The organism is Marichromatium bheemlicum, assembly GCF_012276755.1.
In the GTDB taxonomy this organism is placed as follows: Bacteria; Pseudomonadota; Gammaproteobacteria; order Chromatiales; family Chromatiaceae; genus Marichromatium; species Marichromatium bheemlicum.
The window spans coordinates 26,510-50,706 of sequence record NZ_JAAXKX010000013.1 but is presented as its reverse complement, the minus strand read 5'-3'; the positions used below and the strand labels follow the sequence as shown (position 1 = coordinate 50,706).

General features: G+C 67.8%; 17 protein-coding genes and 1 pseudogene. 13 read left to right on the top strand and 5 right to left on the bottom strand.

The features are described from left to right. The first annotated feature begins 231 nt into the window (after positions 1-231). The 4 genes from HF203_RS10115 (at position 232) to HF203_RS10100 (ending at position 6,018) form a co-directional block, all read left to right on the top strand. Positions 232-2,853 (top strand): CHASE domain-containing protein, encoded by a 2,622-nt coding sequence (locus HF203_RS10115; protein WP_168669261.1) that lies wholly within the window; start codon positions 232-234, stop codon positions 2,851-2,853. Beyond that, positions 2,850-3,224 carry a response regulator gene (locus HF203_RS10110; protein ID WP_168669259.1) on the top strand — a complete coding sequence of 125 codons (375 nt, stop codon included), beginning with the start codon at positions 2,850-2,852 and terminating at the stop codon, positions 3,222-3,224. The genes HF203_RS10115 and HF203_RS10110 overlap by 4 nt, the downstream gene beginning before the upstream one ends. Before the next feature lie 78 nt (positions 3,225-3,302). Further along, positions 3,303-4,967 (top strand): diguanylate cyclase, encoded by a 1,665-nt coding sequence (locus tag HF203_RS10105; protein ID WP_246221731.1) that lies wholly within the window; start codon positions 3,303-3,305, stop codon positions 4,965-4,967. 631 nt (positions 4,968-5,598) lie between these two features. Next, positions 5,599-6,018 (top strand): 3-phosphoshikimate 1-carboxyvinyltransferase, encoded by a 420-nt coding sequence (locus tag HF203_RS10100; protein ID WP_168669255.1) that lies wholly within the window; start codon positions 5,599-5,601, stop codon positions 6,016-6,018. 7 nt (positions 6,019-6,025) lie between these two features. Here the strand turns inward: HF203_RS10100 and HF203_RS10095 are convergent. Further along, positions 6,026-6,234 (bottom strand): annotated as a pseudogene (locus HF203_RS10095) (transposase); the annotation flags it as partial. A 238-nt stretch (positions 6,235-6,472) separates the two neighbouring features. Between HF203_RS10095 and HF203_RS10090 the strand changes: the two are divergent. From HF203_RS10090 to HF203_RS10070, 4 genes are all read left to right on the top strand, one after another. Then, the gene (locus HF203_RS10090) at positions 6,473-6,823 is read left to right on the top strand and encodes a S24 family peptidase (protein ID WP_062271196.1); all 351 of its coding nucleotides are present in this window, start codon (positions 6,473-6,475) and stop codon (positions 6,821-6,823) included. Then, positions 6,823-8,532: an efflux RND transporter periplasmic adaptor subunit gene (locus HF203_RS16190; protein ID WP_246221730.1), complete on the top strand. Its 1,710-nt coding sequence runs from the start codon at positions 6,823-6,825 to the stop codon at positions 8,530-8,532. The genes HF203_RS10090 and HF203_RS16190 overlap by 1 nt, the downstream gene beginning before the upstream one ends. A 36-nt stretch (positions 8,533-8,568) precedes the next feature. Next, positions 8,569-11,622: an efflux RND transporter permease subunit gene (locus tag HF203_RS10075; protein ID WP_343043906.1), complete on the top strand. Its 3,054-nt coding sequence runs from the start codon at positions 8,569-8,571 to the stop codon at positions 11,620-11,622. A gap of 148 nt (positions 11,623-11,770) precedes the next feature. Then, positions 11,771-13,579: an oxygen-binding di-iron domain-containing protein gene (locus tag HF203_RS10070; RefSeq protein ID WP_168669251.1), complete on the top strand. Its 1,809-nt coding sequence runs from the start codon at positions 11,771-11,773 to the stop codon at positions 13,577-13,579. Positions 13,580-13,592: 13 nt separating this feature from the next. Here HF203_RS10070 and HF203_RS10065 read toward each other — a convergent pair whose 3' ends face one another. Next, a complete protein-coding gene (locus HF203_RS10065; protein ID WP_168669249.1) occupies positions 13,593-14,372 on the bottom strand; it encodes a c-type cytochrome in 780 nt (259 codons plus the stop codon). Between the two features lie 246 nt (positions 14,373-14,618). Here HF203_RS10065 and HF203_RS10060 point away from each other — a divergent pair, with 246 nt between their 5' ends. From HF203_RS10060 to HF203_RS10040, 5 genes are all read left to right on the top strand, one after another. Next, on the top strand, positions 14,619-17,483 hold the full coding sequence (locus HF203_RS10060; protein WP_425483209.1) for a ribonucleoside-diphosphate reductase subunit alpha: 2,865 nt from the start codon (positions 14,619-14,621) through the stop codon (positions 17,481-17,483). 111 nt (positions 17,484-17,594) lie between these two features. Next, positions 17,595-17,798, top strand: a complete 204-nt coding sequence (locus tag HF203_RS10055; protein WP_168669247.1) for a tautomerase family protein — start codon at positions 17,595-17,597, stop codon at positions 17,796-17,798. A gap of 50 nt (positions 17,799-17,848) precedes the next feature. Beyond that, positions 17,849-18,790, top strand: a complete 942-nt coding sequence (locus HF203_RS10050; protein ID WP_168669245.1) for a zinc metalloprotease HtpX — start codon at positions 17,849-17,851, stop codon at positions 18,788-18,790. Positions 18,791-18,951: 161 nt separating this feature from the next. Further along, positions 18,952-19,131: a PLDc N-terminal domain-containing protein gene (locus HF203_RS10045; protein ID WP_168669244.1), complete on the top strand. Its 180-nt coding sequence runs from the start codon at positions 18,952-18,954 to the stop codon at positions 19,129-19,131. A gap of 46 nt (positions 19,132-19,177) precedes the next feature. After that, positions 19,178-20,839 (top strand): GGDEF domain-containing protein, encoded by a 1,662-nt coding sequence (locus HF203_RS10040; RefSeq protein ID WP_168669241.1) that lies wholly within the window; start codon positions 19,178-19,180, stop codon positions 20,837-20,839. 6 nt (positions 20,840-20,845) lie between these two features. On the opposite strand, the gene HF203_RS10035 is transcribed toward HF203_RS10040, so the two are convergent. From HF203_RS10035 to HF203_RS10025, 3 genes are read right to left on the bottom strand one after another with little or no spacing between them, the layout of a single operon-like run. Beyond that, on the bottom strand, positions 20,846-21,715 hold the full coding sequence (locus tag HF203_RS10035) for an aminoacyltransferase (protein WP_168669239.1): 870 nt from the start codon (positions 21,713-21,715) through the stop codon (positions 20,846-20,848). Positions 21,716-21,734: 19 nt separating this feature from the next. Then, positions 21,735-23,495 carry a vWA domain-containing protein gene (locus HF203_RS10030; protein ID WP_343043905.1) on the bottom strand — a complete coding sequence of 587 codons (1,761 nt, stop codon included), beginning with the start codon at positions 23,493-23,495 and terminating at the stop codon, positions 21,735-21,737. Further along, positions 23,492-24,184 carry a sensor histidine kinase gene (locus tag HF203_RS10025; protein ID WP_168669237.1) on the bottom strand — a complete coding sequence of 231 codons (693 nt, stop codon included), beginning with the start codon at positions 24,182-24,184 and terminating at the stop codon, positions 23,492-23,494. The genes HF203_RS10030 and HF203_RS10025 overlap by 4 nt, the downstream gene beginning before the upstream one ends. Positions 24,185-24,197 lie beyond the last annotated feature (13 nt).

Below are 24,197 nucleotides of genomic sequence, written 5' to 3'. Positions count from 1 at the left end.
GTCGCGCGGAGCGCTTCAGCGCTTCAGCGCCTCAGCGACGATCACGGCGACAAGCCGCTGCCCCCGTCGAGACGCGACCTGCCGAGCCTTGCGATCGGCACCTTCCATCCGCATTCCGTACTGATGGAACGCGGCCCGGGGATGCGAACCCGATGGGGATCGGCATCCTTGCCCGAAGACCGCGAAGCGCTGTTCGTCTGGAACGGATCACCGCAACGTGCGGACACCAGGATGCGAGACAGAACCCGCCCTCCCCCGAAGCGCCTCACCCGCCCCGCTCGCGCCAGGGGCACGAACAGTCGCCGCTATCTCGCCTGGATCGTGCTGCTGGCGGCGCTGCTGCCGGTCCTGCTGGCCTGGCAGGGGCTGGTGGAACAGCGCCAGCTCATCGCCGACCGGCAGTTTGATCTGCTTAGCCAAGAGATCCGCGAGGCGATCGACGAGCGCCTGCACGACCACGAGCAGATCCTGCTCGGCGGCGCCGGACTCTTCGACGCCAGCGAGACGGTGTCCCGCCAGGAGTGGCACACCTATGTGGAGCGCCTGCGCCTGACGGAGAATTATCCCGGCATCCTCGGCGTCGGCTACAGCCAGGCCGTCCGACCCGACCAGTTAGCCGCCCATGTCGCCGCCGTGCGCGCCGAGGGCTTCCCGGACTATCGGCTCAAGCCCTCCGGCGAGCGCGCACTCTATACCGCCATCGTCTATCTGGAGCCCTTCTCCGGGCGCAACCTGGCGGCCTTCGGCTATGACATGTTCTCGCAGGAGACCCGCCGCGCGGCCATGCAGGCGGCCGTCGACACCGACGCCACCACCATCTCTGGCAAGGTTCGACTGGTGCAGGAGACCCACGGCAAGGAGCAGGCCGGATTCCTCATGTACGTCCCCATCTATCGGCCCGGCCTGCCCCTCGACACGGCGGCGGAGCGCTGGGCGGCGCTGCGGGGGTTCGTCTACAGCCCCTATCGGGTCGACGACCTCATGGCCGGGATCCTCGGCAAGCGTAGCCTGACGATCGACTTCAGGATCTACGATGGCGATGGCACCGATCCGGACGCCCTCATGTACGACTCCGCCGAGCAGCGCGACCCTGAGCCGAACCCGAGCCACACGGGCCTGCAGCGGATTCAGGCCTACGGTCGCACCTGGACCCTGACCCTCTACAGCCGGCCCGGCTTCGCCGCCGAGACCGATATGGCGACCATCTGGCTGGTGCTGGGGCTGGGTATCGGTATCAGTCTGGCCCTGTTCGCCGTGACCCGGCTGCTGCTGGACCGCCGCGCTCAGGCGCTAGCGCTAGCCGAGGAGATGACGGCGCGGCGCCAGGAGTCCGAGGAGCGCTTCCGCTCGGTCTTCCTGCACCTGGGTCAGGGTGTGATCATCCATGGCGCCGAGGGCCGGATCCTGGATGCCAATCCGGCCGCCCAGCGCATCCTCGACACCACCCTGGAGCAGATGCGCGAACTCACCTCGATCGACTCGCTCTGGCAGGTCGTTCGCGAGGACGGGCGCGCCTTTTCCAGCACCGATCACCCGGTCATCCAGGCCCTGCGTCTCGGCGCGCCCGTCACCGGCGTGGTGATGGGGATTCGTCACGCCCGCGCCACCCCCTGGCGCTGGGTCCAGGTCGACGCCTACCCCAGACAGGACGCCTCCGGCGCCGGGGTGTACCAGGTCTACGCGGTCTTCACCGACATCACCGCACGCAGGCGGGCGGTGTTCGCGCTCAGGGACCAGTCGCAGCACACCCAGGCCATCCTCGACAATGTGATCGACGGCATCGTCACCGCCGGTCCCGACGGCAGGGTGACCTCCTTCAACCCGGCCGCCGAGCGCATCTTCGGCTATACCGCCGCCGAGGTGGTGGGCAGCAACCTCAGCATGCTGATGCCAGAGCCCTATCGCAGCGGCCACGACGGCTACATGAGCCATTACCTGCGCACCGGGGACGAACGGGTCATCGGCGTCACCCGCGAACTCAAGGGGCGGCGCAAGGACGGCACCGTCTTCCCCATGGAACTGGCGGTCTCGCGCATCGAGCGCGGCGACCGGCCCTTCTTCATCGGCATGATCCGCGACATCACCGAGCGCAAGCAGCTCGAACGCATGAAGAGCGAGCTGATCTCGACCGTCAGTCACGAGCTGCGCACGCCCGTCACCTCCATCCGCGGCGCGCTCGGACTGGTGGTCGGTCGCTACGCCGAGGCCCTGCCCGAGAAGGTTCGCGCCATGCTCGAGATGGCCGAGCGCAACAGCGCGCGCCTGACCCTGCTCATCGACGACATCCTCGACCTCGAGAAGATCGCCTCCGGGCGCATGCACTTCGATCTCCACCCCACCGACCTCGCCGCCCTCGCCCGCCAGGCAGTGGAGGCCAACGAGGGTTACGCCCGCCAGCTCCAGGTGCAGCTCTCGGATCGTCTGGAACTCGAGCGCGCCCCGGTGCTGGCCGACGACAATCGTATGCTGCAGGTCTTCGCCAACCTCATCTCCAACGCGGTCAAATACTCGCCCCGAGGCGGGGAGGTCCAGATCGGGCTGCGGCGTCACGGACAAGGATTCCGCGCCCTGGTCGAGGACCAGGGTCCTGGCATTCCCGAGTCCTTCAAGGAGCACATCTTCCAGCGCTTCGCCCAGGCCGACAGCTCTGATACCCGCGAAAAGGGCGGAACGGGTCTGGGCCTGTCGATCACCAAGGCGATCCTGGAGCGACACCATGGACACATCGGCTATACCTCACGGGAAGGCGGTGGCACGACCTTCTACTTCGACCTGCCCGAGTGGAGCGGAGACCACGCCGATGCCCTCCCACCGACAAACGAGGACGATCCGAGCCTCAGGAGCACGTCATGACACTGCATATTCTGCACATCGAGGACGAGCCCGATATCCGGCAGATCGCCGAGTTCGCGCTGGAGGAGGATTTTCGGCTGACCCAGTGCGCATCCGGGGACGAGGCGCTGGGGCGCGCGCCCGAACTCGCGCCGGACCTCATCCTGCTCGACGTCATGATGCCGGGCATGGACGGTCCGACCACGCTCCAACGGCTGCGCCAGCTACCCCATCTGGCCCAAACCCCGGTCATCTTCATGACCGCCAAGGTCCAGCCCAAAGAGTGCGAGCAGCTCGAGGCGATGGGGGCGCTCGGGGTGATCTCCAAGCCATTCGACCCGATGCGCCTGGGCGATGAGATTCGCGCCCTCCTGGGACATTCGGCAGCCTGACCCCACCGCTTGCCAAGCGCCATCGCGGAGCCACTCATGTCGACATCTCGAACGAGTCGTGGCGAGAGACTGCGTCGAATGCGGGAGCACTTCATCGGGGCGCTCCCGGAACGTCTCGAGGAGCTGGAGCGCAGCTGGTCGCATGTGCTCGAGACAGCAGGTCGACCGGCCGCCCTGGAGGCCTTTCACCGGTCGGTGCACAGCCTGGCCGGGAGCGCAGGAACATTCGGGCAGCCGGGACTCGGCGACCAAGCCAAGGAGATCGAGCACTTGGTCGAGTGCCTCGGCCGGGGCGAAGAAGAAGCGATCCGAATCGAGCTGTTCGAGCGCATCAGCGCTCGCCTCAAGACCTTGAGACAGGACGCACTGCAGATCAGGCCGGAGACCGTCGAGACCGCCGCAGCGATCGAGCCGACACGCCTCGAACCGGCCCCGTCGGAGACCAGGGTGGAGGCCCCGTCCTGCCTGCTGCTGATCGAAGAGGATCGGGCGAGCGCCGAAGACCTGGTGGAGCAGCTTGGCTACTACGGCTGGAATGTCATCTGGTGCGCGTCATCATCGCGCGCTCGAGCGGTGTTGGAGACGCAGCGGATTCGGGCGGTCGTCTCCGAGTCTTCGACCCTTCCCGAAGGGGGGGAATCCGGCCCCCCATCCAGCGCGTCGCCAAACCGCGCCGGGCTTCCCCTCATCATGGTCTCCAGCCACTGGAGCTGGGACAGCCGTCTGGCCGCGGTGCGCAGCGGCGCCGATGCCTGTCTATCCAAGCCGATCGACGTCCATGGCCTGGCCGACCTGCTCGACAAGCTGACCTGCACGCGCCCCTCAGATCCCTATCGAGTGCTGATCCTCGACGATGCCGTGCCCCTGGGGGACTACTACGTGGCGGTGCTCAGGGACGCAGGCATGCTGGCATACGCGATCAGCGAGCCGAGCGCATTGCTCGACAGCATCGCCACGCTCGACCCCGAGCTGATCCTGCTGGATCTCTACATGCCCGGCTGCAATGGCATCGAGGCCGCGCGCGTCGTACGGCAGGAGGAGCGCTATGCAGGTATCCCCATCGTCTTTCTGTCCGGCGAATCCGATCGCCAGCAGCAACTGTCCGCGATGGGGACGGGCGCCGACGACTTCCTCACCAAGCCCATCCCGGACGTCGATCTGGTCAGGGCGGTCGAGCTGCGCGTCTCACGCTTCCGCTCGCTCACCGCGCTCATCCGTCAGGACAGCCTGACGGGACTGCTGAACCGCATCGCCTTCGACCTGCATCTCGAGACCGAGGTCGCCCGCTCGAGCAGGAGCGATGCTCCACTTGTGCTCGCCATACTCGACATCGATCATTTCAAACGGGTCAACGACACCTATGGCCACCCCGTTGGCGACCGGGTCATCAGAAGTCTGGCGCAGATGTTGCTCAAGCGTCTGCGGCGCCACGACGTCATCGGTCGCTATGGCGGCGAGGAGTTCTCGGTGCTGATGCCCGACACCACGATCGCCGCGGCCGAGAAGGTCATGAACGCCCTGCGCGAGCAATTCGCCCTGCTTCCTCAACCCAACGCCAGCGGCCACTTCCACTGCACCTTCAGTGCCGGACTCGCCGAGCTTGAGGGACATTATTCCGGCACCGTCTTGACATCAACCGCCGACGCGGCGCTCTACCAGGCCAAGCGAATCGGGCGCAATCGCGTCGTGTGCGCCAACGCAGACAGCGGAGCAGCGACGCCGCCTCGGATGCACAAGGCCTGAAAGCGATTGCCCGAAGGGTCTCGGGGACGATGACAGCGACGCTGTTGATCAGCGCGCCCACCGAACGGCATGCGGGTGTCACCGAAGTCGGTCGCGAACCCTCGCTCCCCGCCCTCGACATCGAGACGCCTTGACGCGCACCCGGGGCCTCTGCGCCCAGAACCGCCGTCAACTCGCCAATTCGGTCGATGCCATTCAATCGCCAATCGGCGGAGATCGGGTTCCGAGCAGGGCTATCGCATCAAGGATCTCTAATATTATAAGATGCCAATATCTTTTGATATCAGTCTATTGTCGCCATCGTGCATCGAAACTCCGTCCTTATTCCCACGAAAGATCTCGGACTGTGCAAGACAAGATCCGCAACTGGAGCGAGGCTTCGTCTTGATCATGGCGCCAAGAAGCGAGCCCTCGGCGAAACCTCGTCTTAAGCAACGAGTGCAGAACCCCCTATCGCTTTGAATTATATGCAATATTAGCGTAATCGAATATTAGGGGTGCTTGATGCGATAGCCCTGGGGTTCCGAGGTGCCGGTGCTCCGCTTGGCCACGACCTGAGCACAATGGCCACCGTCGTCCGCGCAAAGGAATGAGCGCTGAAACACCAAACAGACCGCAACAGGGATCGCGCATGAATCAAACCGCATCCGACCAGCAGCGACGAGAGGAACTGCGTCAAGACGCAGCGTTGCAGCACCTCCTGGCCCGAATGCCGCAGAAGATACAGACGAGCTTCTCCGAGGAACAGCTCTCCTATCTCAAACTGGCGCTTGTCGACCGCAAATGGGGCAATCACTCGATCGATTGGCGCGGCACCCTGAAGTTCATCCACTACCGCTATTACTTCGTCCTGCTATTGGGCCGCAACCGTCGTGAGCTGTCGCGAGGCGAACGCCAGATCGGACTGTTGTTTCAGACGGTTTTTCTCGCCATCTTTCTGATCTTCAGCGTCCTAATGGGGCTGCTGGTGCTCTATCTCGCTAAGTCGGCAGCAGGGATCGACCTCATTCCAGGGTTTTCCCTGGGGATTTGGGATTGGTTTAAGTCGTAGCCTGCCCCAGGGCTGTCTCAATGCGCTCGACCTCGGCCAGCGGCAGCACTTCGACGCGACAGCCCTCCTTGAGCACGCGGAAGAACAGCTCGATCTCCCAGCGGGCGCGATACCAGTCGATGAGTTCGGCAGCGCTCTCGGCATTGCTCACCTCGCGACGGCTCAGCAGGCGCCAGGCGATCGGGCGGACCCGCTCGGGGCACCGATCTCGGTAGCACAGCCAGGCAGGTCACGTGTTCTGCTCTGCTGATGACGACAAGGCGCTCAGGATAGCTGGTGGCGGGAGATATGTGTAAGGAGATGGGTTGAATCCTCTCTTAGCCACATGATTGGTGTGGCACTGCGGGTGTGTCAGATACATCTTTAAAGCAAGAGATTCTGATCTTATCGAAACCTGTCGGTCAGGGCAGTACCCTAAAAAGAAAGCTACGAGCACTACAACCAAGGAGCCCCCATGTCCCTTCCCGAACAATCCGGCTGCGCCCTGCACGAGCCGTTCGCGCTTCAGGTGCTGGGTGAGGAGATGGAACCCGAGTTTCCCGATCGTTGCATCGTGGTGATCGAGCCGACGCCGCAGTGTGTCGACGGGGCCTATGTGTTTGCCGAGGTCGAGGGGGTGCGGTGGTTCCGGCAGTATCGGCGCGACGCGGCGGGCGAGCGGTTGGTGGCGCTCAATCCGCGCTATCCCGAGATCCGGCTCGACGGACTGGAGTGGGCGGTGCTGGGGGTGATCATCCAGCGCAACATCCGCCGTCAGGTCAAGCACTACGATTACAGCCTCGCCACCGATCTCACCGGCCAGTGATGTCCCCTTCTCTCCGCGCGGCGCTGTCGTTGCCGCTGGTGTTGGCGCTGCTGCTCGGCGGCTGTGGTGAGGAGACGCCGTCCCAGGCTCGCGCGGCGCGGCCCGCGCCCCAGGCGCATCTGGTCGCGGCGCTGCAGGTGGCGCCGAGCGCGGTGCCGATCACCCACGAGCGCCCGGGTTCGCTGCGTTATCGTCGGCTGGTGCGGGTGTTCAATCAGGAGGAGGGGCGGATCACCGCGCTCGATCTCTACGAGGGCGACCGGGTCGAGCGCGGTCAGTTGCTGGTGGCGCTCGACGATCGGCTGCTGGAGGCCGAGATCGCCGCGGCGCACGCCACCCTCGAACAGGCCGAACTCGACCTGAAGCGGCTCGAGGACCTGCGCGCGCGCCGCGCCGTCTCCGAGTCGGAGGTGAGCCTCGCGCGCACCGCGCTGCGGGTGGCGCGCGCCGAGCTGGAGCTGCTGGAGACGCGCCGCTCCTTCACCCGGATCGAGGCGCCCTTCGCCGGGGTGATCACCGAGCGGCTGGTCGAACCGGGCGACTTCGTCTCCAAGAACACCCAGTTGCTCGCCCTCGCCGACCCGGACTCGCTGGTCGCCGAGGTCGCCGCCTCCGAGCTGCTGCTGCCGCACCTGGCCGTCGGCGACGCGGCGAGCCTGCGCATCGACGCGCTCGGCGCGCAACGCTTCCCGGCGCGGGTGCTGCGCATCCACCCCAGTCTGGAGCGGCGCACCCGCCAGGGCATCGTCGAGTTGGCGCTCGATCCCATCCCCGCCGGGGCGCGCGCCGGGCAGTTCGTGCGCGCGCGGCTCGAGAGCGCGCCGGTCGCGCGGCTGCTGATCCCCTTCAACGCGCTGCGGCGCGATCGCCAGGGCGAGTTCGTCTGGCTGATCGACGCGCAAGGTCGCGCGGCGCGGCGCGCGGTGCGCAGCGGTCTGCAGGTGGAGGACCGGGTGGAGATCCGCGACGGGCTCGCCCCCGGCGAGCGGGTGATCACCCGGGGCTTCCTCGGGCTGCGCGCGGGCAAGGCGGTGGATGTCGTGTCAGACTGGGTGATCCCACCGCCACTGACGACAGCCATGCCTATTGCACCGATGCACATCGAACGTCTCTATCAGGCCGTCGAGCTGGTCAGCGCCGGCCGGCTGCGCGCCAACGCCCCCGCGCTCACCCGGCTACACAGCTACCCGGCGCTACTCGGCGCCGCCCAGGCGTCGGCGAGCGACACCACCGAGGCCTTCCTGCGCTGCGCCGCCCTCGCCCACGCCTGGAGCACGCAGGCGCTGCGCCTCGACACCGCCGAGCTGAGCGCGGCGATCGCCGCCTTCGACGCCGCGCGCGCGCCCGAGGCGGTGGTCGGCAGCGGCCTGATCGACCCGGTGGCGGCCTGTCTCGGCTCGCTGGAGAACGCCGCGACCCTGCTCCACCTGGCCAACCCCGCGCGCTTCTCGCTGTGGGACCGCGAGTTGGAGGCGGTACACCTCGGCGAGCCGCCCTCGGAGTATCACATGGGGCAGGCGCGCAGCTATCTGCGCTTCCTCGCCACGGCGCAGGAGGTGATCGCCCACCCGCTGTTCCTCACCTTCCACCATGCCTTCTGTACCGCGCACCAGGCGCGGTTGCAGCGCCTCGGTATCCCGCCCTACCCGCTCAGCGAGCTGCGGGTGGTGGAATCGGCCGCCGCCGAGCTGGCCCGCGCCGGGCGCTGAGGGGCGGCGGTGGTCGCGGCGCTGTCGAGCTGGTCGGTGCGCCACCCCATCGGGGTGGTGGCGCTGACGCTCGCGGTGATGGTGCTCGGCGCGCTCTCGCTGAGCCGGCTCAACATCGACCTGTTGCCACAGATCGTCTATCCCGACGTGCGCGTGCGGGTGCTCGACCCCGGCGTGCCGGCGGAGGTGATGGAGGACGAGTTCACCCGTCAGCTCGAGGAGCAATTGGCGATCACCGAGGGGGCGATCGCCATCCAGTCGCAGACCAGCGAGGGGCGCAGCGCGGTCGATCTCTCCTTCCGCTACGGCACCGACATCGATCAGGCGTTGCAGGACGCCAGCGCCCGGCTCGATCGCGCCAAGCGTTTCATCCCCGACACCGACGAACCGCCGATCATCTACAAGCGCGACCCCTTCCAGTTGCCGGTGGCCGAGTACGTGGTCGGCTCCGACAGCCGCGACCCGGTGGCGCTGCGCGCCTGGGTCGACTACCGTCTCGCCCCGGCGCTGCTCAACCTGCCGGGGGTGGCCGCCGCCGAGGTCGGCGGCGGGCTCGAACGCGAGGTGCAGGTGATCGCCGATCAGTACCGTCTCGCCGCGCTCGGGCTGGACGCGCGCGACCTGGAGGCGCGGCTGCGCGAGACCAACCAGGACGTCGCCGGGGGACGGCTGCGGATGCCCGAGGGCGAGATCAGCGCCCGCGCCCAGGGGCGTTTCGAGTCGGTGGCCGAGATCGCCGCGCTGCCGCTGCGCCTCACCGAGACCGAGCGCCCGACGGCGCTGCTGCGCCTCGACGAGGTGGCGCGGGTGATCGACGGCGCGGCCGAGGAGCGGCTGCGCATCCGGCTCGACGACCGCCCCGGGGTCAAGCTCTCGATCCAGAAACAGCCGCTGGCCAACACCGTCGCCGTGGTCGATGCCGTCGACCGGGAACTCGAACGTCTCGCCACCCAGCGGCGCATCCCCGAGGACATCGCCATCGAGCGCGTCGACGATCAGGCGCGCTACATCCGCCAGTCCCTGGCCAACGCCATCGGCGCGGCGGGCAGCGGCGCGCTGCTGGCGATGGCGGTGGTCTATCTGTTCCTCGGCAGCCTGCGCCGCACCCTGATCATCGGCTCAGCGATCCCGATCGCGGTGCTGGTGACCTTCATCCTGATGGCCGCCAACGGGCTGACCTTCAACATCATGACCCTCGGGGGGCTGGCGCTCGGCATCGGCATGCTGGTCGACAGCACCATCGTGATGCTGGAGAACATCCAGCGCCACCAGCGCGCCGGGCGCGCCCCGGCGGCGGCGGCCGACGCCGCTGCGCGCGAGGTGACCAGCGCAATCGTCGCCTCGACCTCGACCAACCTCGCCGCGGTGCTGCCCTTCCTGTTCATCGGCGGGCTGGTGGGGCTGCTGTTCGAGGAGCTGATCTTCACCATCTCGGCGGCGATCCTCGCCGCCATGGTGGTCGCGCTGACGCTGGTGCCGGCGCTCGCCGGACGCGTCCCGGCGGCCGCCGAGGGGCGCGTGCGCGCGGCCATCGACGCCGCCGTCGCGGCCCTGCAGCAGGGCTACGCGCGGCTGCTCGGGCGGCTGCTCGGCTGGCGCTGGGCGGTGCTCGGGGGGTTCGTCGTCGCGCTCGCCGCGAGCCTGCCGTGGTTGCTCGCCGCGCCACAGAGCTTCCTCCCCGAACTCGACGAGGGCGATGTGCGCATCAGCCTCACCGCCGACGACTGGGTCGACATCGAGCACATGGACGCGCTCACCCGCGCCGTCGAGTCGGTGGTGGCCGAGCAGCCGGGGGTGCGCGCCGTCTTCACCACCGTCGGCGGCTTCGTCTTCGGCCGTTCGAGCTTCGAGAGCCCCAACCGCGCCAGCCTCCAGGTGCTGCTCGACCCGCTCGCCGAGCGCGCGCTCGACACCCCCGCCTGGATCGCCGCCACCCGCGCAGCGATCGCCGAGCGCGCGCTGCCGGGGCTGCGGGTGAACCTCTACACCCGCGGTATCCGCGGCATCCGCTTCAACCGCGGCGACGACGACCTCAGCCTGCGCATCCAGGGGCCGGACCTGGCCGAGCTGGGGCGGCTCGCCGACCGGGTGGTCGAGCGGCTGGGCAGCGTCGAGGGGCTGAGCAACCTGCAACACAGCTACGAGGAGGTCGACCAGGAGATCGCCATCCGCCTCGACCCCGAGCGCGCGGCGAGCTTCGGGCTCGATGTCGAGTCGGTCGGCACCCTGCTGCGCTATGCGCTCGAGGGGCGACTGGTGGGCGAGTACCTCGACGGCGACCGCGCCATCGACCTGCGGCTGCGCCTCGATCGCGAGCAGCTCGACACCCCCGGCGATCTGGAGTCGATGATCCTGTTCAGCGCCACCGAGCCGCGTCGCGCGCTGCGCCTGGGGGATCTCGCCGAGGTCGCCTTCCTGCCCCAGCCCTCGACCATCCTGCGCGAGCGCCAGCAGCGCATGGTCGAGATCAGCGCCTCGGTCGACCCCGCGCTCGGGCTGGAGCGGGCGATCGGCGCGGCGCTAGCCGCCGCCGCCACGATCGAGCTACCGCCGGGCTACAGCCTCTACGAGGGCGGCACCCTGGAGACCCTGCAACAGGGCCGCGAGATGGGCCGCATCCTGCTCGCCCTGGCGCTGCTGCTGGTGCTGGTGGCGATGGCGGTGCAGTACGAGTCGGTGCGCAACCCGCTGATCATCCTCTTCTCGGTGCCCTTCGCGCTGATCGGGGTGGTGCTGGGGCTGTGGCTCACTGGGCTGGGGGTGTCGATGCCGGTGTGGCTGGGGCTGATCATGCTCGCCGGCATCGTCGTCAACAACGCCATCGTGCTGGTCGAGTTCATCGAGCTGGAGCGACGCGCCGGGCGTGCGCTGGAGCCGGCGATCCTCACCGCCGCGCGGCTGCGCCTGCGCCCGATCCTGATGACCACGCTGACCACGGTGGTCGGCATGCTGCCGCTGGCGCTCGCCCTCGGCGAGGGCGCCGAGATGCTCCAGCCACTGGCGGTGACCATGGTCGCCGGGCTGGCCTTCTCCACCCTGGTCTCGCTGCTGCTGGTGCCGGTGGTCTACCGGCTCGCCGCGCGCGGCTGATCACACCGGGCTTGTCGCCGTGCATCTCGCAGGGGATGATGTCGTTCAAGGGATTGAGCCTGGACGGGCGGGTCTCCGCTTGGAGTGTCGCTCAGGGTCGCGGAACCGATCCACGCGGACATGTCCGGTTCCGGAGTCAAGCCACCTCATGCACCAGCCCGATCCCAACCAACGCAGCTTCGACACCGACCACGCGATCGAGATCGCCCCGCGGGTCTGGTGGGTGGGGCACGTACTCGCCGACGATCCCTTCCAGTGCCACGTCTATCTCATCGAGCAGGGCGACCAGTCGGTACTGCTCGACCCCGGCTCGCGGCTGACCTTCGCCACCACGCTGCGCAAGATCGAGGAGATCATTCCCGTCTCAGCGATCCGCTACTTCGTCTGTCACCATCAGGACCCGGACATCACCGCCTGCCTGCCGCTGATCGACGCGCTCGTCGACCGCCCCGACGCCGTGCTGGTGACCCACTGGCGGGCCAGCGCGCTGTTGCGCCACTACGCCCTGGAGCGGCTGCCCTTCTGGCTGGTCGACGAGCACGACTGGCGGCTCGCCCTGCCCGATCGCGAACTGCGCTTCGTGTTCACGCCCTATGCCCACTTCCCCGGCGCCTTCTGTACCTTCGACGCCGAGACCGGGGTGCTGTTCTCCAGCGATCTGTTCGGCGGCTTCACCGAGACACCGGCGCTGATGGCCGAGGACATCGGTTACTTCGAGGCGATGCGCCCCTTCCACGAGCACTACATCCCCAGCCGCGACATCCTCGTCCACGCCCTCGACCAGATCGCCCGTCACCCGGTCAGGCTGATCGCCCCGCAACACGGCTCGATCATCCCCGCGCCGCTGGTCGGGCCGATCATCGAGCAACTGCGCGAACTCGACTGCGGGATCTATCTCTTCGCCGGCGGCGTCGACACCGACATCCGCCGGCTCTCGCGGCTCAATCGGACGCTCGGCGAGATCACCCGCACCATGCTCTACTGCCGCGATTTCCACGACATCGCCGCGCGGCTGCTGGAGGTGATGCGCCGCAGCCTGCCGGTGGCGCGGATCGACTACTATCTCAAACTCGCCGACGGCGAGATGCTCGGCCTGGTCGCCGACGGGCAGGAGCAGCAGCGTGCCGAGCAGGTCCCGGCGTGGCTGCATGCGCTGCTCGGCATCAGCCGCACGCACTGGCTCGGCAACAGCGCCGGACGCTGCCTGCACGGCCACCCCATGCACGACGAGCGCTTCTGCTGTCACACCGGTGACGAGGGCGCGATGAGCCTGCTGCTGCCGCTGTTCGCCCGTGAGGGCGAGCGCCTGGAGGCGATCGCCCACATCCATCTGGAACACCCGATCGAGATCGGCGCGCATGAGCGCCAGCTCATCGCCCAGCTGATGGTGCCGCTGCAGGTGGTGCTCGAGCGCGAGGCGATCTACCGCTCGATCGAGGCCGAGCGTACCCGTACCTACCAGCGCTCGATCCGTGATTCGCTCACCGGGCTGTTCAACCGTTTCTACATGCAGGACATCATCGAGCGCCAGTGCCACGCCCGGGACCGCGGCGGTCCCCAGGTCGTCGCACTGATGCTCGATCTCGATCATTTCAAGCGGATCAACGACCACCACGGCCACCCCACCGGCGACGCGCTGCTGCGCCTGGTCGCGACCCTGCTCCACGGCTCCATCCGCGACGGCGACGTGCCGGTGCGCTTCGGCGGCGAGGAGTTCCTCCTGTTCCTGATGGACGCCTCGGCCGAGCAGGGACGGGCCCTCGCCGAACGGCTGCGCGCCCGCATCGCCGCCCACCAATTCGTCCTCGACGACGGGCTCGAACTCCGTCTGACGGTGAGCATCGGCGGCGCCCTGCGCCGCCCGGGCGAGCCGCTCGACGCCCTGGTCGAGCGTGCCGACAAGGCGCTCTACACCGCCAAGCAGGCCGGACGCGACCGCGCGGTGTTCGCCGATTGACGCCGGCGCAGACTCAGCGCGGGGGCAGCGGCGGTGGAGGCGGTGGCGGGGGCGGCGCCACGCCGAGCGGCTCGCGCACATAGGCCGGGAAGTCGGGGTTGCTCCACTCGACCGGTGCGGTCTTCTCGACCGGCAGCGGCAACCGCGCGCTGTAGTCGAGCACCGCCATCTGCTCGCGCGGGCTGAAACCGGCAAGCTGCTTGGTCATCGCCGGATCGGAGTTGCGTCGCCGACCACTGGCGATCGCCTCGAACTGACGCATCAGATAGGGGAAGTGCTGACCGGCGAGCTGGGGGGCGAGGTGTTCGACACTGCCCTCGCCATCGGCCCCATGGCACTCGGCGCACTGAGTCTCGTAGAGCGTACGCCCGAGCGCGAGATCGGTCCCCGGCCCCTTGGCATTGTTCGCGGTCATCGGTAACCGCGCGACATAGGCGGCGACATCGACGATGTTCTGCGGTCCGCCAAGGATGCGCGGCAGCGCGAAGGGATACATCAGCGGGTTGTCACGATTGCCGGCACGGATATCAGCGAGTTGCTTGACGATCACCTCGGGGAGCTGACCGGCGATCTGCGGGTAGGCGCCATCGGGACTGCCCCACCCCTCGGGGCGGTGGCACACCGCACAGATCAGATAGACCTGACGACCATTGGCGAGATCAGGGGTCAGCGTACTGGCCACCTCGAACTCGGCCCGCGCACGCGTCTGCGCATCCTGCTGCGCGACGGCCAACGACGTGGTGAGCAGCATGAGCGCGCAGAGCATCGAACGCGCGAACACTGGCTGGGACATGGCATCTCCTTGCGAGTCATGAGCGGTCGCGACGACCAGGGCACCGGGCCGACTTGAGCTTATGGGAGCCGCCCCCGAATTGGCAAGTGAGACCGTGCGAGCCGGCGACAGGGAGGCGTCCGCGGCGAAAAACAAACCAGATATTGTGGTTGATAGATTTCAAAACACCACATATTGTACCGCCTTTCTTTCCTCACCTAGCTTCGCACCCCATGCTCGCGAAGCACGATTCCAAGACAGGAGACGATGATGCCCACCGACAACCCCGCCGGGTCGGAACAGGAGACGCTGGTGTCGGCCACGATCAGCCCGACCCCGGGCCGGTTGCAGGTGATCCGGCGCAACGGCAAGGTCACCGGGTTCGACCCGAGCAAGATCACGGTGGCCATGACCAAGGCCTTCCTCGCCGTCGAGGGCGGTAGCGCGGCCGGCTCGACCCGCGTCCACGAACGCGTCGAGGCGCTCACCGAGCAGGTCGTCGCCGCCCTCACCCGCCGTCTGCCCGGCGGCGGCACGGTGCACATCGAGGACATCCAGGATCAGGTCGAGCTGGCGCTGATGCGCGCCGGCGAGCACCCGGTGGCGCGCGCCTATGTGCTCTATCGCGAGCAGCACGCCCGCGCTCGCGACCAGCGCCGCGAGCCGGTCCCGGCGACGAGCGACACCCGCCCGGCGCTCACCATCACCGGCGACGACGGCACCCCCCGCCCGCTCGATCTGGCGCGGATGACCCGACTGGTCGACGAGGCCTGTCGCGGGCTCGACTGGGTCGACCCCCAGGCGATCGTCGACGAGACCCTGCGCAACCTCTTCGACGGCGTGGCCGAGCGCGACGTGCGCCAGGCGCTGGTGATGGCCGCGCGCACCCAGATCGAGCGCGAACCCGAGTACAATCAGGTCGCCGCGCGACTGCTGCTCGACATCCTCCGCCGCGAGGCGCTGGGCGCGCTGGGGCTGGCCGAGGGGGTCGAGACCCAGGCCGACCTCGGCGAGCGCTACAGCGCCTATCTCGCGGCCTATGTGGCGCGCGCCATCGAACTCGAACTGCTCGACCCCGAGCTTGCCCGCTTCGATCTCGACCGGCTGGGCGCGGCGCTGCGCCCCGAGCGCGATCTGCAGTTCGGCTATCTCGGGCTGCAGACGCTCTACGACCGCTACTTCATCCGCACCCGCGACGCGGTGCGCCTGGAGCTGCCGCAGGCCTTCTTCATGCGCGTGGCGATGGGGCTGGCGATCAACGAGTCCGATCGCGAGACGCGCGCCATCGAGTTCTACGAACTGCTGTCGAGCTTCGACTTCATGAGTTCGACCCCGACGCTGTTCAACTCCGCCACCCTGCGCCCGCAGCTGAGTTCGTGCTACCTGACCACGGTGGCCGACGACCTCGACGGCATCTACAGCGCGATCAAGGACAACGCCCTGCTCTCCAAGTTCGCCGGCGGGCTGGGCAACGACTGGAGCCGGGTGCGCGGCATGGGCGCGCACATCAAGGGCACCAACGGCAAGAGCCAGGGCGTGGTGCCCTTCCTCAAGGTCGCCAACGACACCGCCGTGGCGGTCAACCAGGGCGGCAAGCGCAAGGGCGCGGTGTGCGCCTATCTCGAGACCTGGCACATCGACATCGAGGAGTTCCTCGACCTGCGCAAGAACACCGGCGACGATCGCCGCCGCACCCACGACATGAACACCGCCAACTGGGTGCCGGACCTGTTCATGAAGCGGGTGGCCGAGGACGGCCCCTGGACGCTGTTCTCACCCGACGAGACCCCCGACCTGCACGATCTCAGCGGCGCGGCATTCGAGCGCGCCTACTGCGACTACGAGGCGCGCGCCGCGCGCGGCGAGCTGCGGGTGAGCAAGACCCTCCGGGCGGTCGATCTGTGGCGCAAGATGCTCGGCATGCTGTTCGAGACCGGCCATCCCTGGATCGCCTTCAAAGACCCCTGCAACCTGCGCTACACCAACCAGCACGCCGGGGTGGTGCACAGCTCCAACCTGTGCACCGAGATCACCCTGCACACCAGCGACGCGGAGATCGCGGTGTGCAACCTCGGCTCGGTCAACCTCGCCGCCCACGTCACCGCCAAGGGGCTCGACCTCGAGCGGCTGCGCCGGACCGTGCGCACCGCCATGCGGATGCTCGACAACGTCATCGACTACAACTTCTACAACGTCCCCCAGGCGCGTGAGGCCAATCGGCGCCACCGCCCGGTGGGGCTCGGCATCATGGGCTTCCAGGACGCGCTCCACCGTCTCGGGCTGTCCTACGCCAGCCCCGAGGCGGTGCAGTTCGCCGATCGCAGCATGGAGGTGCTGAGCTACTACGCGATCGAGGCGAGCTGCGAGCTGGCCGCCGAGCGCGGGCGCTACCCGAGCTTCGAGGGCTCGCTGTGGAGCCGGGGCATCCTGCCGATCGACAGCATCGCCCTGCTCGCCGAGTCGCGCGGCGAGTATCTCCAGGTCGACACCACCACCACCCTCGACTGGGAGGCGCTGCGCGCGCGGGTGCGCGAGGTCGGGATGCGCAACTCCAACTGTCTGGCGATCGCGCCGACGGCGACCATCAGCAATATCGTCGGGGTCAGTCAGTCGATCGAACCGACCTACCAAAACCTGTTCGTGAAATCGAACCTCTCGGGCGAGTTCACCGTGGTCAACCCCTATCTGATCGCCGAACTCAAGGCGCTCGGGCTGTGGGACGAGGTGATGGTTAACGACCTCAAGTACTACGACGGCTCGCTGCAACCGATCGAGCGCATCCCCGAGACGCTCAAGCAGCGCTATGCCACCGCCTTCGAGATCGACCCGCGCTGGCTGATCGAGGCCGCCGCGCGCCGCCAGAAGTGGCTCGACCAGGCACAGAGCCTCAACCTCTACATGGCCGAGCCGAGCGGCAAGAAGCTCGACAACCTCTACAAGCTCGCCTGGGTGCGGGGGCTGAAGACCACCTATTACCTGCGCTCGCAGGGCGCCACCCATGTCGAGAAATCAACCCTCGCCGACCACCAGCGCGCCAACCGCCTGAGCGCGGTCGGCGGCAGCTACGGCGCCGCCGAGCAGACGCCACGCGCCTGCGCCATCGACGACCCCGAGTGCGAGGCCTGTCAGTAGCAACCCGCACGGACGGCGCAGCAGCGCCGTCCGCGCCTACGACTCAAGTCAGCGCGAAGCGCAGTGGATTAAGAGACCCCTGCTCGATCAATAGCGGCCCAGGAGACCACCATGCCCTACGTCAACATCAAGATCACCCGCGAGGGGGCGAGTGCCGAGCAGAAGGCCGAGCTGATCAGCGGGGTCACGGAGCTGCTGGCCCGGGTGCTCGGTAAGAACCCGCAGACCACGGTGGTGGTGATCGACGAGGTCGAGACCGACAACTGGGGGATCGGCGGCGAGACTGTCACCGTGCGGCGCGCCAGCGGGCGCTGAGGCCGCACTCGCTTGCCAAGCACGGCGATCGCCGCCATCATCGAGCGGTGATGGATACGCGACGTCTTGCCGCGCACCGCCGGCTCAATCTGCTACATACCGCCGCCCTGTTGGCCGTGCTCGCCACCCTGTTGTCGACACTGGCCTGGATCCTCGGCGGCCCCAACCTAGCGCTGGCTGCCCTGGTGGCGGTGGTGGCGCTCTATCTATTCACCCCCCTGGCCTCACCGCGCCTAGCCCTTTCGCTCTATCGCGGCCAGCTGCTGGCGCCGCATCAGGCCCCGGCGCTCTACCGGGTACTCGAGGCCCTGGCCGCGCGCGCCGGGCTACCACGGGTACCGCTGCTCTATTACATCCCCTCGCGGGTGGTCAACGCCTTCGCCACCGGCGGTCCCTGGTCGTCAGTGATCGCCGTCTCGGAGATGACCCTGCGCCGACTCGACGAGCGCGAGCTGATCGCGGTACTCGCCCACGAGGTCGGACACATCGCCAACGACGACCTGCGGGTGATGGCCTTCGCCGATCTGGTCAGTCGGCTCACCAGTCTGCTCAGCCTGATCGGCCAGCTATTGGTGTTGATCGCCCTGCCATTGGCCCTGCTCACCGGCATCGACGTACCCTGGCTGGCGCTCCTGGTGTTGGTCTTCGCCCCGACCTTGAGCACCCTGGCGCAGTTCGCACTCTCGCGCAGCCGCGAGTTCGAGGCCGACCGGCGCGCCGTCGAACTCACCGGTGACCCCGAGGGGCTGGCCCGCGCCCTAGCGCGCATCGAGCGCCTGCAGGGGCGTGGCTGGGAGCGCTTGCTCGCACCCCATTGGCGCCTGCCGGAACCCTCGCTGCTGCGAACCCATCCCTCCACCGAGGCACGGATCGAGCGCCTGCTCGCACTCTCGGCGCCCCCCCGCCGACCGCTGCACCTCACCCCCTGGACCCTACACCTGGCGCCAGCCCCACCACCACGCCGCTCGCACCTCTGGGGGCTGTGGTCCTGATCGAACGCAGGCGACCGAGACCAATAACCAGACGCCGATCAAGGAAAACAGTGCCATCGCTTGACGCCCCTAGGTCAGGCGTCAACCATCATTCAAGGGGATCGGTCAGCCGGTGCGTCGACACCTGAGTCTGTCACCCCTGGTCATTGAGGAAGCCATCGATGTCGATAGAAGTCAGTGGATTGTTCGGACTCGTACTGCTGGTGCTGTGCGTGTGGGCGGTCGTCAGCACGGTGCAGAGCCGCGCCGGTACCCTTTCCAAGGTGCTGTGGATCGTGCTGATCCTGCTGCTACCATTGCTTGGGTTCCTGCTCTGGCTGCTGCTCGGCCCCAAGCGCTGAACCGACCCCGCCTCCCGCGCCCACCAACCCCGAGGACCGCCTCGACATGGCCTCGCAAGACACCAATCGCTGGAAAGAGAAGTACTACGGGACGCTCGATGCACTGGAGGCCAAGGAGAAGGCGTGGGCGCAGATCGAGAAGACGCTGCGCTATGCGTTGTCGCGCCTGAGTCTGGCGGTGGAGACCCCGGATCAGACCCTCGACGAGCAGCTCGAGGCGCTGCGCCAGGCGATCCGTAAGAACGCCACCGCCAAGCAGATCGGCCTGCTGATGGAGGAGATCTCCGAGTCGATGCTGCGCCTCGACGAGCAGCGCGCCCAGCCCAACGACCTCGACCGCGCACTCGCCCGGCTCGACGAGCTGCTCGAACAACACCGCCTCCCCAGCGCACTCAAGAAGGAGACCAAGACACTGCGCAAGCGGCTGCGCGAGGCCCGCGATGAGCCTGGGCTGGGTGGGGCGCTCGCCGCCTACTCGGATTATTCGCGGACCCTCGCCGGCTGGCTGGCCAGCTCCGAGCAGGGCAATGAGGGCCTGTTCGGGCGGTTGTTCGGGGGCCGCCGCGAGGTCGAGGACACCCCCGAGGTCAGCGTCCCCGACGATGAGGCGCTCGAGCCCCCCTCCTCGGGGGTCGAGACCGAGGGCGGTCTACCCGCCTTCAACCAGGTGTTGCTCGATCTGCTCCACCGCCTCGATCTCCCCGAGGCCTTCGCCGAACCGTTCGGCGCCATCACCACGCTGCTGCGTGATGAACCCAGCGCCGAGACCGCCGAGCGCGCCGTCACCGAGATCGCTGACCTGCTCGCGCGCGCGCGCCACCATCTCGAGCAGGAGAAGAAGGACATCGAGCACTTTCTCTCCCAGCTCACCGGGCGCCTGGAGGCCCTCGATCGCTATCTCGAGACCACGGTCGGCCAACGCGAGGAGACGGCCCGACAGGGCGAGTCGATCGACGCTGACATGTCCGCCGAGGTCGCCAATATCCGCCGCTCGGTCGATGCCGCCCAGGATGTTGACCAGCTCAAGCTCTCGATCCAGGGCCACCTGAGCAACATCCAGCAGCACATGGACGCCCGGCGCAGCCTGGAGCAGGAGCAGCTACGCCGGGCACGCGCCGAGATCGATCATCTCAAACAGGAGTTGGGGAAGGTCCAGGAGGAGAGCGGCGAGCTGCGTCAACGGCTCCACGAGGCCCGTGAGCGCGCGCTGTTCGATAGCCTCACCGGACTCAACAACCGACTCGCCTACGATGAGCGCATCACCCAGGAGTGCGAGCGCTGGGCGCGCTATGGCCGCCCGGCGGTACTGAGCATCTGGGATGTCGACTTCTTCAAGCGCATCAACGACCGCTTCGGCCACACCGCCGGCGACAACGTCCTCAAGATCCTCGGCAAGCTGCTACGCAGCTCGATCCGCAAGAGCGACTTCGTCGCCCGCTTCGGTGGCGAGGAGTTCATGATGCTGTTGCCCGAGACCACCATCGAGACCGCCTTCGAGGTCGCCGAGAAGCTCCGCGAGCAGGTCGCCTCGTCGCGCTTCCAGTACCGCGGTCAGCCGGTGCCGGTGACCATGTCCTGCGGGCTGGCGCCCTTTATCGACAACGATACCCCGGAGGACATCTATCGCCGCGCCGATGCTGCGCTCTACGCGGCCAAGCATGCCGGGCGCAATCGCTGTCACGTCTACGACACGGCGGCGCACGACTGAACCCGCTCAGCCCTTGCCGCCCTTGTCCTCGTCCTCAGGGGTCTCAAAGAGATCGCTGAGTTCCTCGAGCTTCTCCTGCCAGATCTCCTCGTCGTCCTCGTCGAGTGTCTGGGCCTCCTCCTCGACATCGATCTCGTCGGCGAGTTCGAAGCGACGCGGCTCATCGGCCTCAGGTGACGCGGGCGCGTCCGCCTCGGGATCGGCGGCAGTCTCTGCCGGGGCCTCGGGTTCGGGCGTGGGATCCGGCGCCGCGGGCTCGACATTGGCACCCGCCTCGGCGAGCAAGGCATCGATGTCATCGATCACGTCCGCATCCTCGGGCTCTGTCGACGCCTCGGGCGCTGGTGCAGCGGCTGCGGCGGCCGCCTCCTGCTGCTGGGCGCTGAAGGCGGCGTTGTACTCGTCCATGAGCTGGTTGAGGGTCTTCTTGGTATCACCGAGTTCGGCCTCGAGCTGCGCCTTGGCATCCTCGAGATCGGAGAGCTGCTCGATGTCGATCATGTTGGTCGGGGTCATGTGCACCAGGGGCGCGAGCACCTTGGTCAGCTCCTTGGGCAGGTCCTGGAGCTTCTCGCCGCTACGCTCGAGATAGATGTCGAGCATCGCGTTGTAAAAGGCGCGCTCACGTTCCAGATACTCGTCGACGGTCGACTGCAGCTCATCGCCTTCGAGCTGATAGGTGGCGGCGAAGACACCGGCGAGCGCCTCGCGGCGTGCCTCCTCGCTGGTGTCGACCTGTTCGAGCACGGCACTGGCATCGGCCTGGGCCTGCTTGGTGCCCTGGCGCTGGCGCCTGAGCATGAAAAACAGCACGCCCCAGGCGACCAAGGCGAACTCGATGCTGAGGATGAGACCGCCGATCTCGAGTGCGCTCATGTCGTCTCCCCCATGCAGATCACTCGGCGGCCGCCGCCCGCTTGGCCGTGGCGCGCTTGAACAGCCACCAGGTCAGGCCGAGCGCGCCGGCGAGCAGCAGGTTACCACCGAGCAGATAGAGCGTAAGCGTCAGCCAGGAGAAGGTCTGCGGTGGTGGCGGTGGTGGCGCCTCGGCCGGCGCGGTGAAGGCAAAGCTCAGGGTCTCGACCGGCGGTTCGAGCAGGATCGAGCTGCCGTTGACGGTACGCGCGGCCAGACGGGCGCTGACCTGATACTCACCGGGCCGCTCGACCGGCAGCTCGTAGAGCATCGGCAGGGAGGTCGGCGCGGTGATCTCGAGCAGCGATTCCTTGCCCGCGCCGGCCAGTCGCACATAGCCGAACAGGCTCTCGGGGTCGACTTGATCGCGCTCGAGATTGAGCACCACTCGCAGCCATGCCGGGGGCTGGTCGGGGCCCTGCTCGGTGGTGGCGCCATCGGCCTCAGGGGCCACTGCGGCCGCATCGGCCACCCGCGCCTGGTAGTCGATGGTCAATGGCGTCGGGGTGACACGGATGCGCCGCTGCAGCTGACGCTTGAAGGTCTCGCCGTCGATCAGCAGGCTGAGCTCGTAGACCCCGGCGCTCAGGGCATTGGCCTTGATCGTCGCGGTGAAGCGGTTGCGCACGGGATCGAGTACGAGCGGTTGATCGATGCGCTGGGTCGGGTCATCGGCCAGGGTCAACACCGCTTTGGCCGAGAGCAGCTTGAGGAAGTCGGTGCGGGTGACCGGTGCGCCGTGATCGGTGATCCAGGTCTCGAGGCTCAGGGTGTCGCCCGAGTGCAGCGCCGCGGGCACCGGCGCGGCGTCGATACCGAGATCGGTGACCACCGCCACCCGATTGTCGGGGTCGAGCCCTCCATCGAGGATCCAGCGTCCGGGGGCCGGCTGTTCGATGGTGACCAGGTCATAGCCGGGCTCGCCACGCCACTGCACCATGGGGCCGTGCGCGGTGGCCGAGAGGGTCTGGCCATCGGGGCTGACCAGCCGGGTCTCGCCGCCGGGGGCGCGGAACACCAGCAGGGTGAACTCCCCGACCTGGCTGTCGATCTCGAAACGATTGCCCTCGATCGGGACCGTGGTCGGCGCCGCCGACTGCTCGAGCATATGCAGAAACACCCGCTGCAACTGCTCGGCATCGTCGGCCGACTCCAGCCAGCCGCCGGTGCGCTCGGTGAGCGCCTCGAGCAGCTCGGTGTCGACATTGTCGGAGAGCGCCACCGCGTGCACCTTCACCCCCAGCTCGCGCAGCCGCTCGAGTTGCTCGGAGAGGATGCGCCGACGCGAGGCGGCATCACGGTTATCGTCCTTGGCGACATCGACCAACCCGTCGGTGAGTAGGATGACATGACGCTCGCCGGCGCGCGCCGGACCGTCCCAATCGGCGATGGCGGTCTCGAGTGCGGTCTCGATATCGGTGAACAGCCCACGTGAGTGCACCCGCCCGAGGTTTGCGGTGGTCCGGCGCCGCCAGTCGTCGTCGACCTCGCCGGGCGCGGCCAGCGTCTCGGTGCGCTCGGCAAAGGTCCAGACCCCGGCGCGCGCACCGGCCGGGAGTAACGCATTGACCAGCCGCAGCGCCGGGACCCGGAGGTTGTTGGGGTCGTTCTGGCGCATGCTCCCGGAGACGTCGATCAGCAAGCGCACGTCCCCCGGCGCCGCCGCCAACACCCCCGGCAGGAGCAACAGACCGAGCAACAGCGGCCACCACGCGCGCAACAGAGAGGGCCGACGGCTCACGGCAACCACAGCTCGAAGCAGCCACCCGGGAGATGGTGGGCGTTGGTCAAGCGGATCCGGCCGGTCGCCTGCGGGGTCTGATGCAATCGCGCCACCTGCTGGGCGAAGTAGAGCCCGAGCCGGGTGCGACTACTGGCCGCGGCAGCGGGCTCCGCGGGCGACGGGTCGGTCTGGCCGCCGTGCTCGGGCAGCAGTCCGAGCACGGCGGCGGGAAACCCGGCGCCGTCGTCCTCGAGCCGGATCACCAGCATCCCCTGCTCTTCGGCAGCGCTGAGACGGATGCGGGTGCGTGCATAACGTTGGGCATTGCCGATGCTGCTGGTCAACACCCCGCGTACCAGTTCCGAGTCGAAGTAACCACTCAGCTCGGGATCGCAGTCGTAGTCGAGTTCGAGACCGAGCGCTTGGCAGACGGCCAGGCTCTCGGCGACCACCTCCTCGCAAAATTCCTCGAGGTTGTACTCGGCGATACGCACGGCGAGCTGCTCCTTACCGAGCTTGTAGAGGGTGAGCAGCTGCAACAGGTTGCTGTTGGCGCGCTGCACCTCGTGCTTGAGCAGGCTCGCCTGGCGTGGATCGGCAAGCTGGTTGCCAGGGTCTTCGACCAGCTCGTCGAGGCTGTTGAGGATCAGCCCGAGCGAGTTTTTGATGTCGTGGATCGAGGAGGCGAGGATGTCGGAGAAGTCCATGGGGTATGAGCCA

Coding starts and splice junctions, on each gene's coding strand:
- HF203_RS10115 (WP_168669261.1), top strand. CDS start 232: ATGCGAGACAGAACCCGCCCTCCCCCGAAGCGCCTCACCCGCCCCGCT.
- HF203_RS10110 (WP_168669259.1), top strand. CDS start 2,850: ATGACACTGCATATTCTGCACATCGAGGACGAGCCCGATATCCGGCAG.
- HF203_RS10105 (WP_246221731.1), top strand. CDS start 3,303: ATGCGGGAGCACTTCATCGGGGCGCTCCCGGAACGTCTCGAGGAGCTG.
- HF203_RS10100 (WP_168669255.1), top strand. CDS start 5,599: ATGAATCAAACCGCATCCGACCAGCAGCGACGAGAGGAACTGCGTCAA.
- HF203_RS10090 (WP_062271196.1), top strand. CDS start 6,473: ATGTCCCTTCCCGAACAATCCGGCTGCGCCCTGCACGAGCCGTTCGCG.
- HF203_RS16190 (WP_246221730.1), top strand. CDS start 6,823: ATGTCCCCTTCTCTCCGCGCGGCGCTGTCGTTGCCGCTGGTGTTGGCG.
- HF203_RS10070 (WP_168669251.1), top strand. CDS start 11,771: ATGCACCAGCCCGATCCCAACCAACGCAGCTTCGACACCGACCACGCG.
- HF203_RS10065 (WP_168669249.1), bottom strand. CDS start 14,372: ATGTCCCAGCCAGTGTTCGCGCGTTCGATGCTCTGCGCGCTCATGCTG.
- HF203_RS10060 (WP_425483209.1), top strand. CDS start 14,619: ATGATGCCCACCGACAACCCCGCCGGGTCGGAACAGGAGACGCTGGTG.
- HF203_RS10055 (WP_168669247.1), top strand. CDS start 17,595: ATGCCCTACGTCAACATCAAGATCACCCGCGAGGGGGCGAGTGCCGAG.
- HF203_RS10050 (WP_168669245.1), top strand. CDS start 17,849: ATGGATACGCGACGTCTTGCCGCGCACCGCCGGCTCAATCTGCTACAT.
- HF203_RS10045 (WP_168669244.1), top strand. CDS start 18,952: ATGTCGATAGAAGTCAGTGGATTGTTCGGACTCGTACTGCTGGTGCTG.
- HF203_RS10040 (WP_168669241.1), top strand. CDS start 19,178: ATGGCCTCGCAAGACACCAATCGCTGGAAAGAGAAGTACTACGGGACG.
- HF203_RS10035 (WP_168669239.1), bottom strand. CDS start 21,715: ATGAGCGCACTCGAGATCGGCGGTCTCATCCTCAGCATCGAGTTCGCC.
- HF203_RS10025 (WP_168669237.1), bottom strand. CDS start 24,184: ATGGACTTCTCCGACATCCTCGCCTCCTCGATCCACGACATCAAAAAC.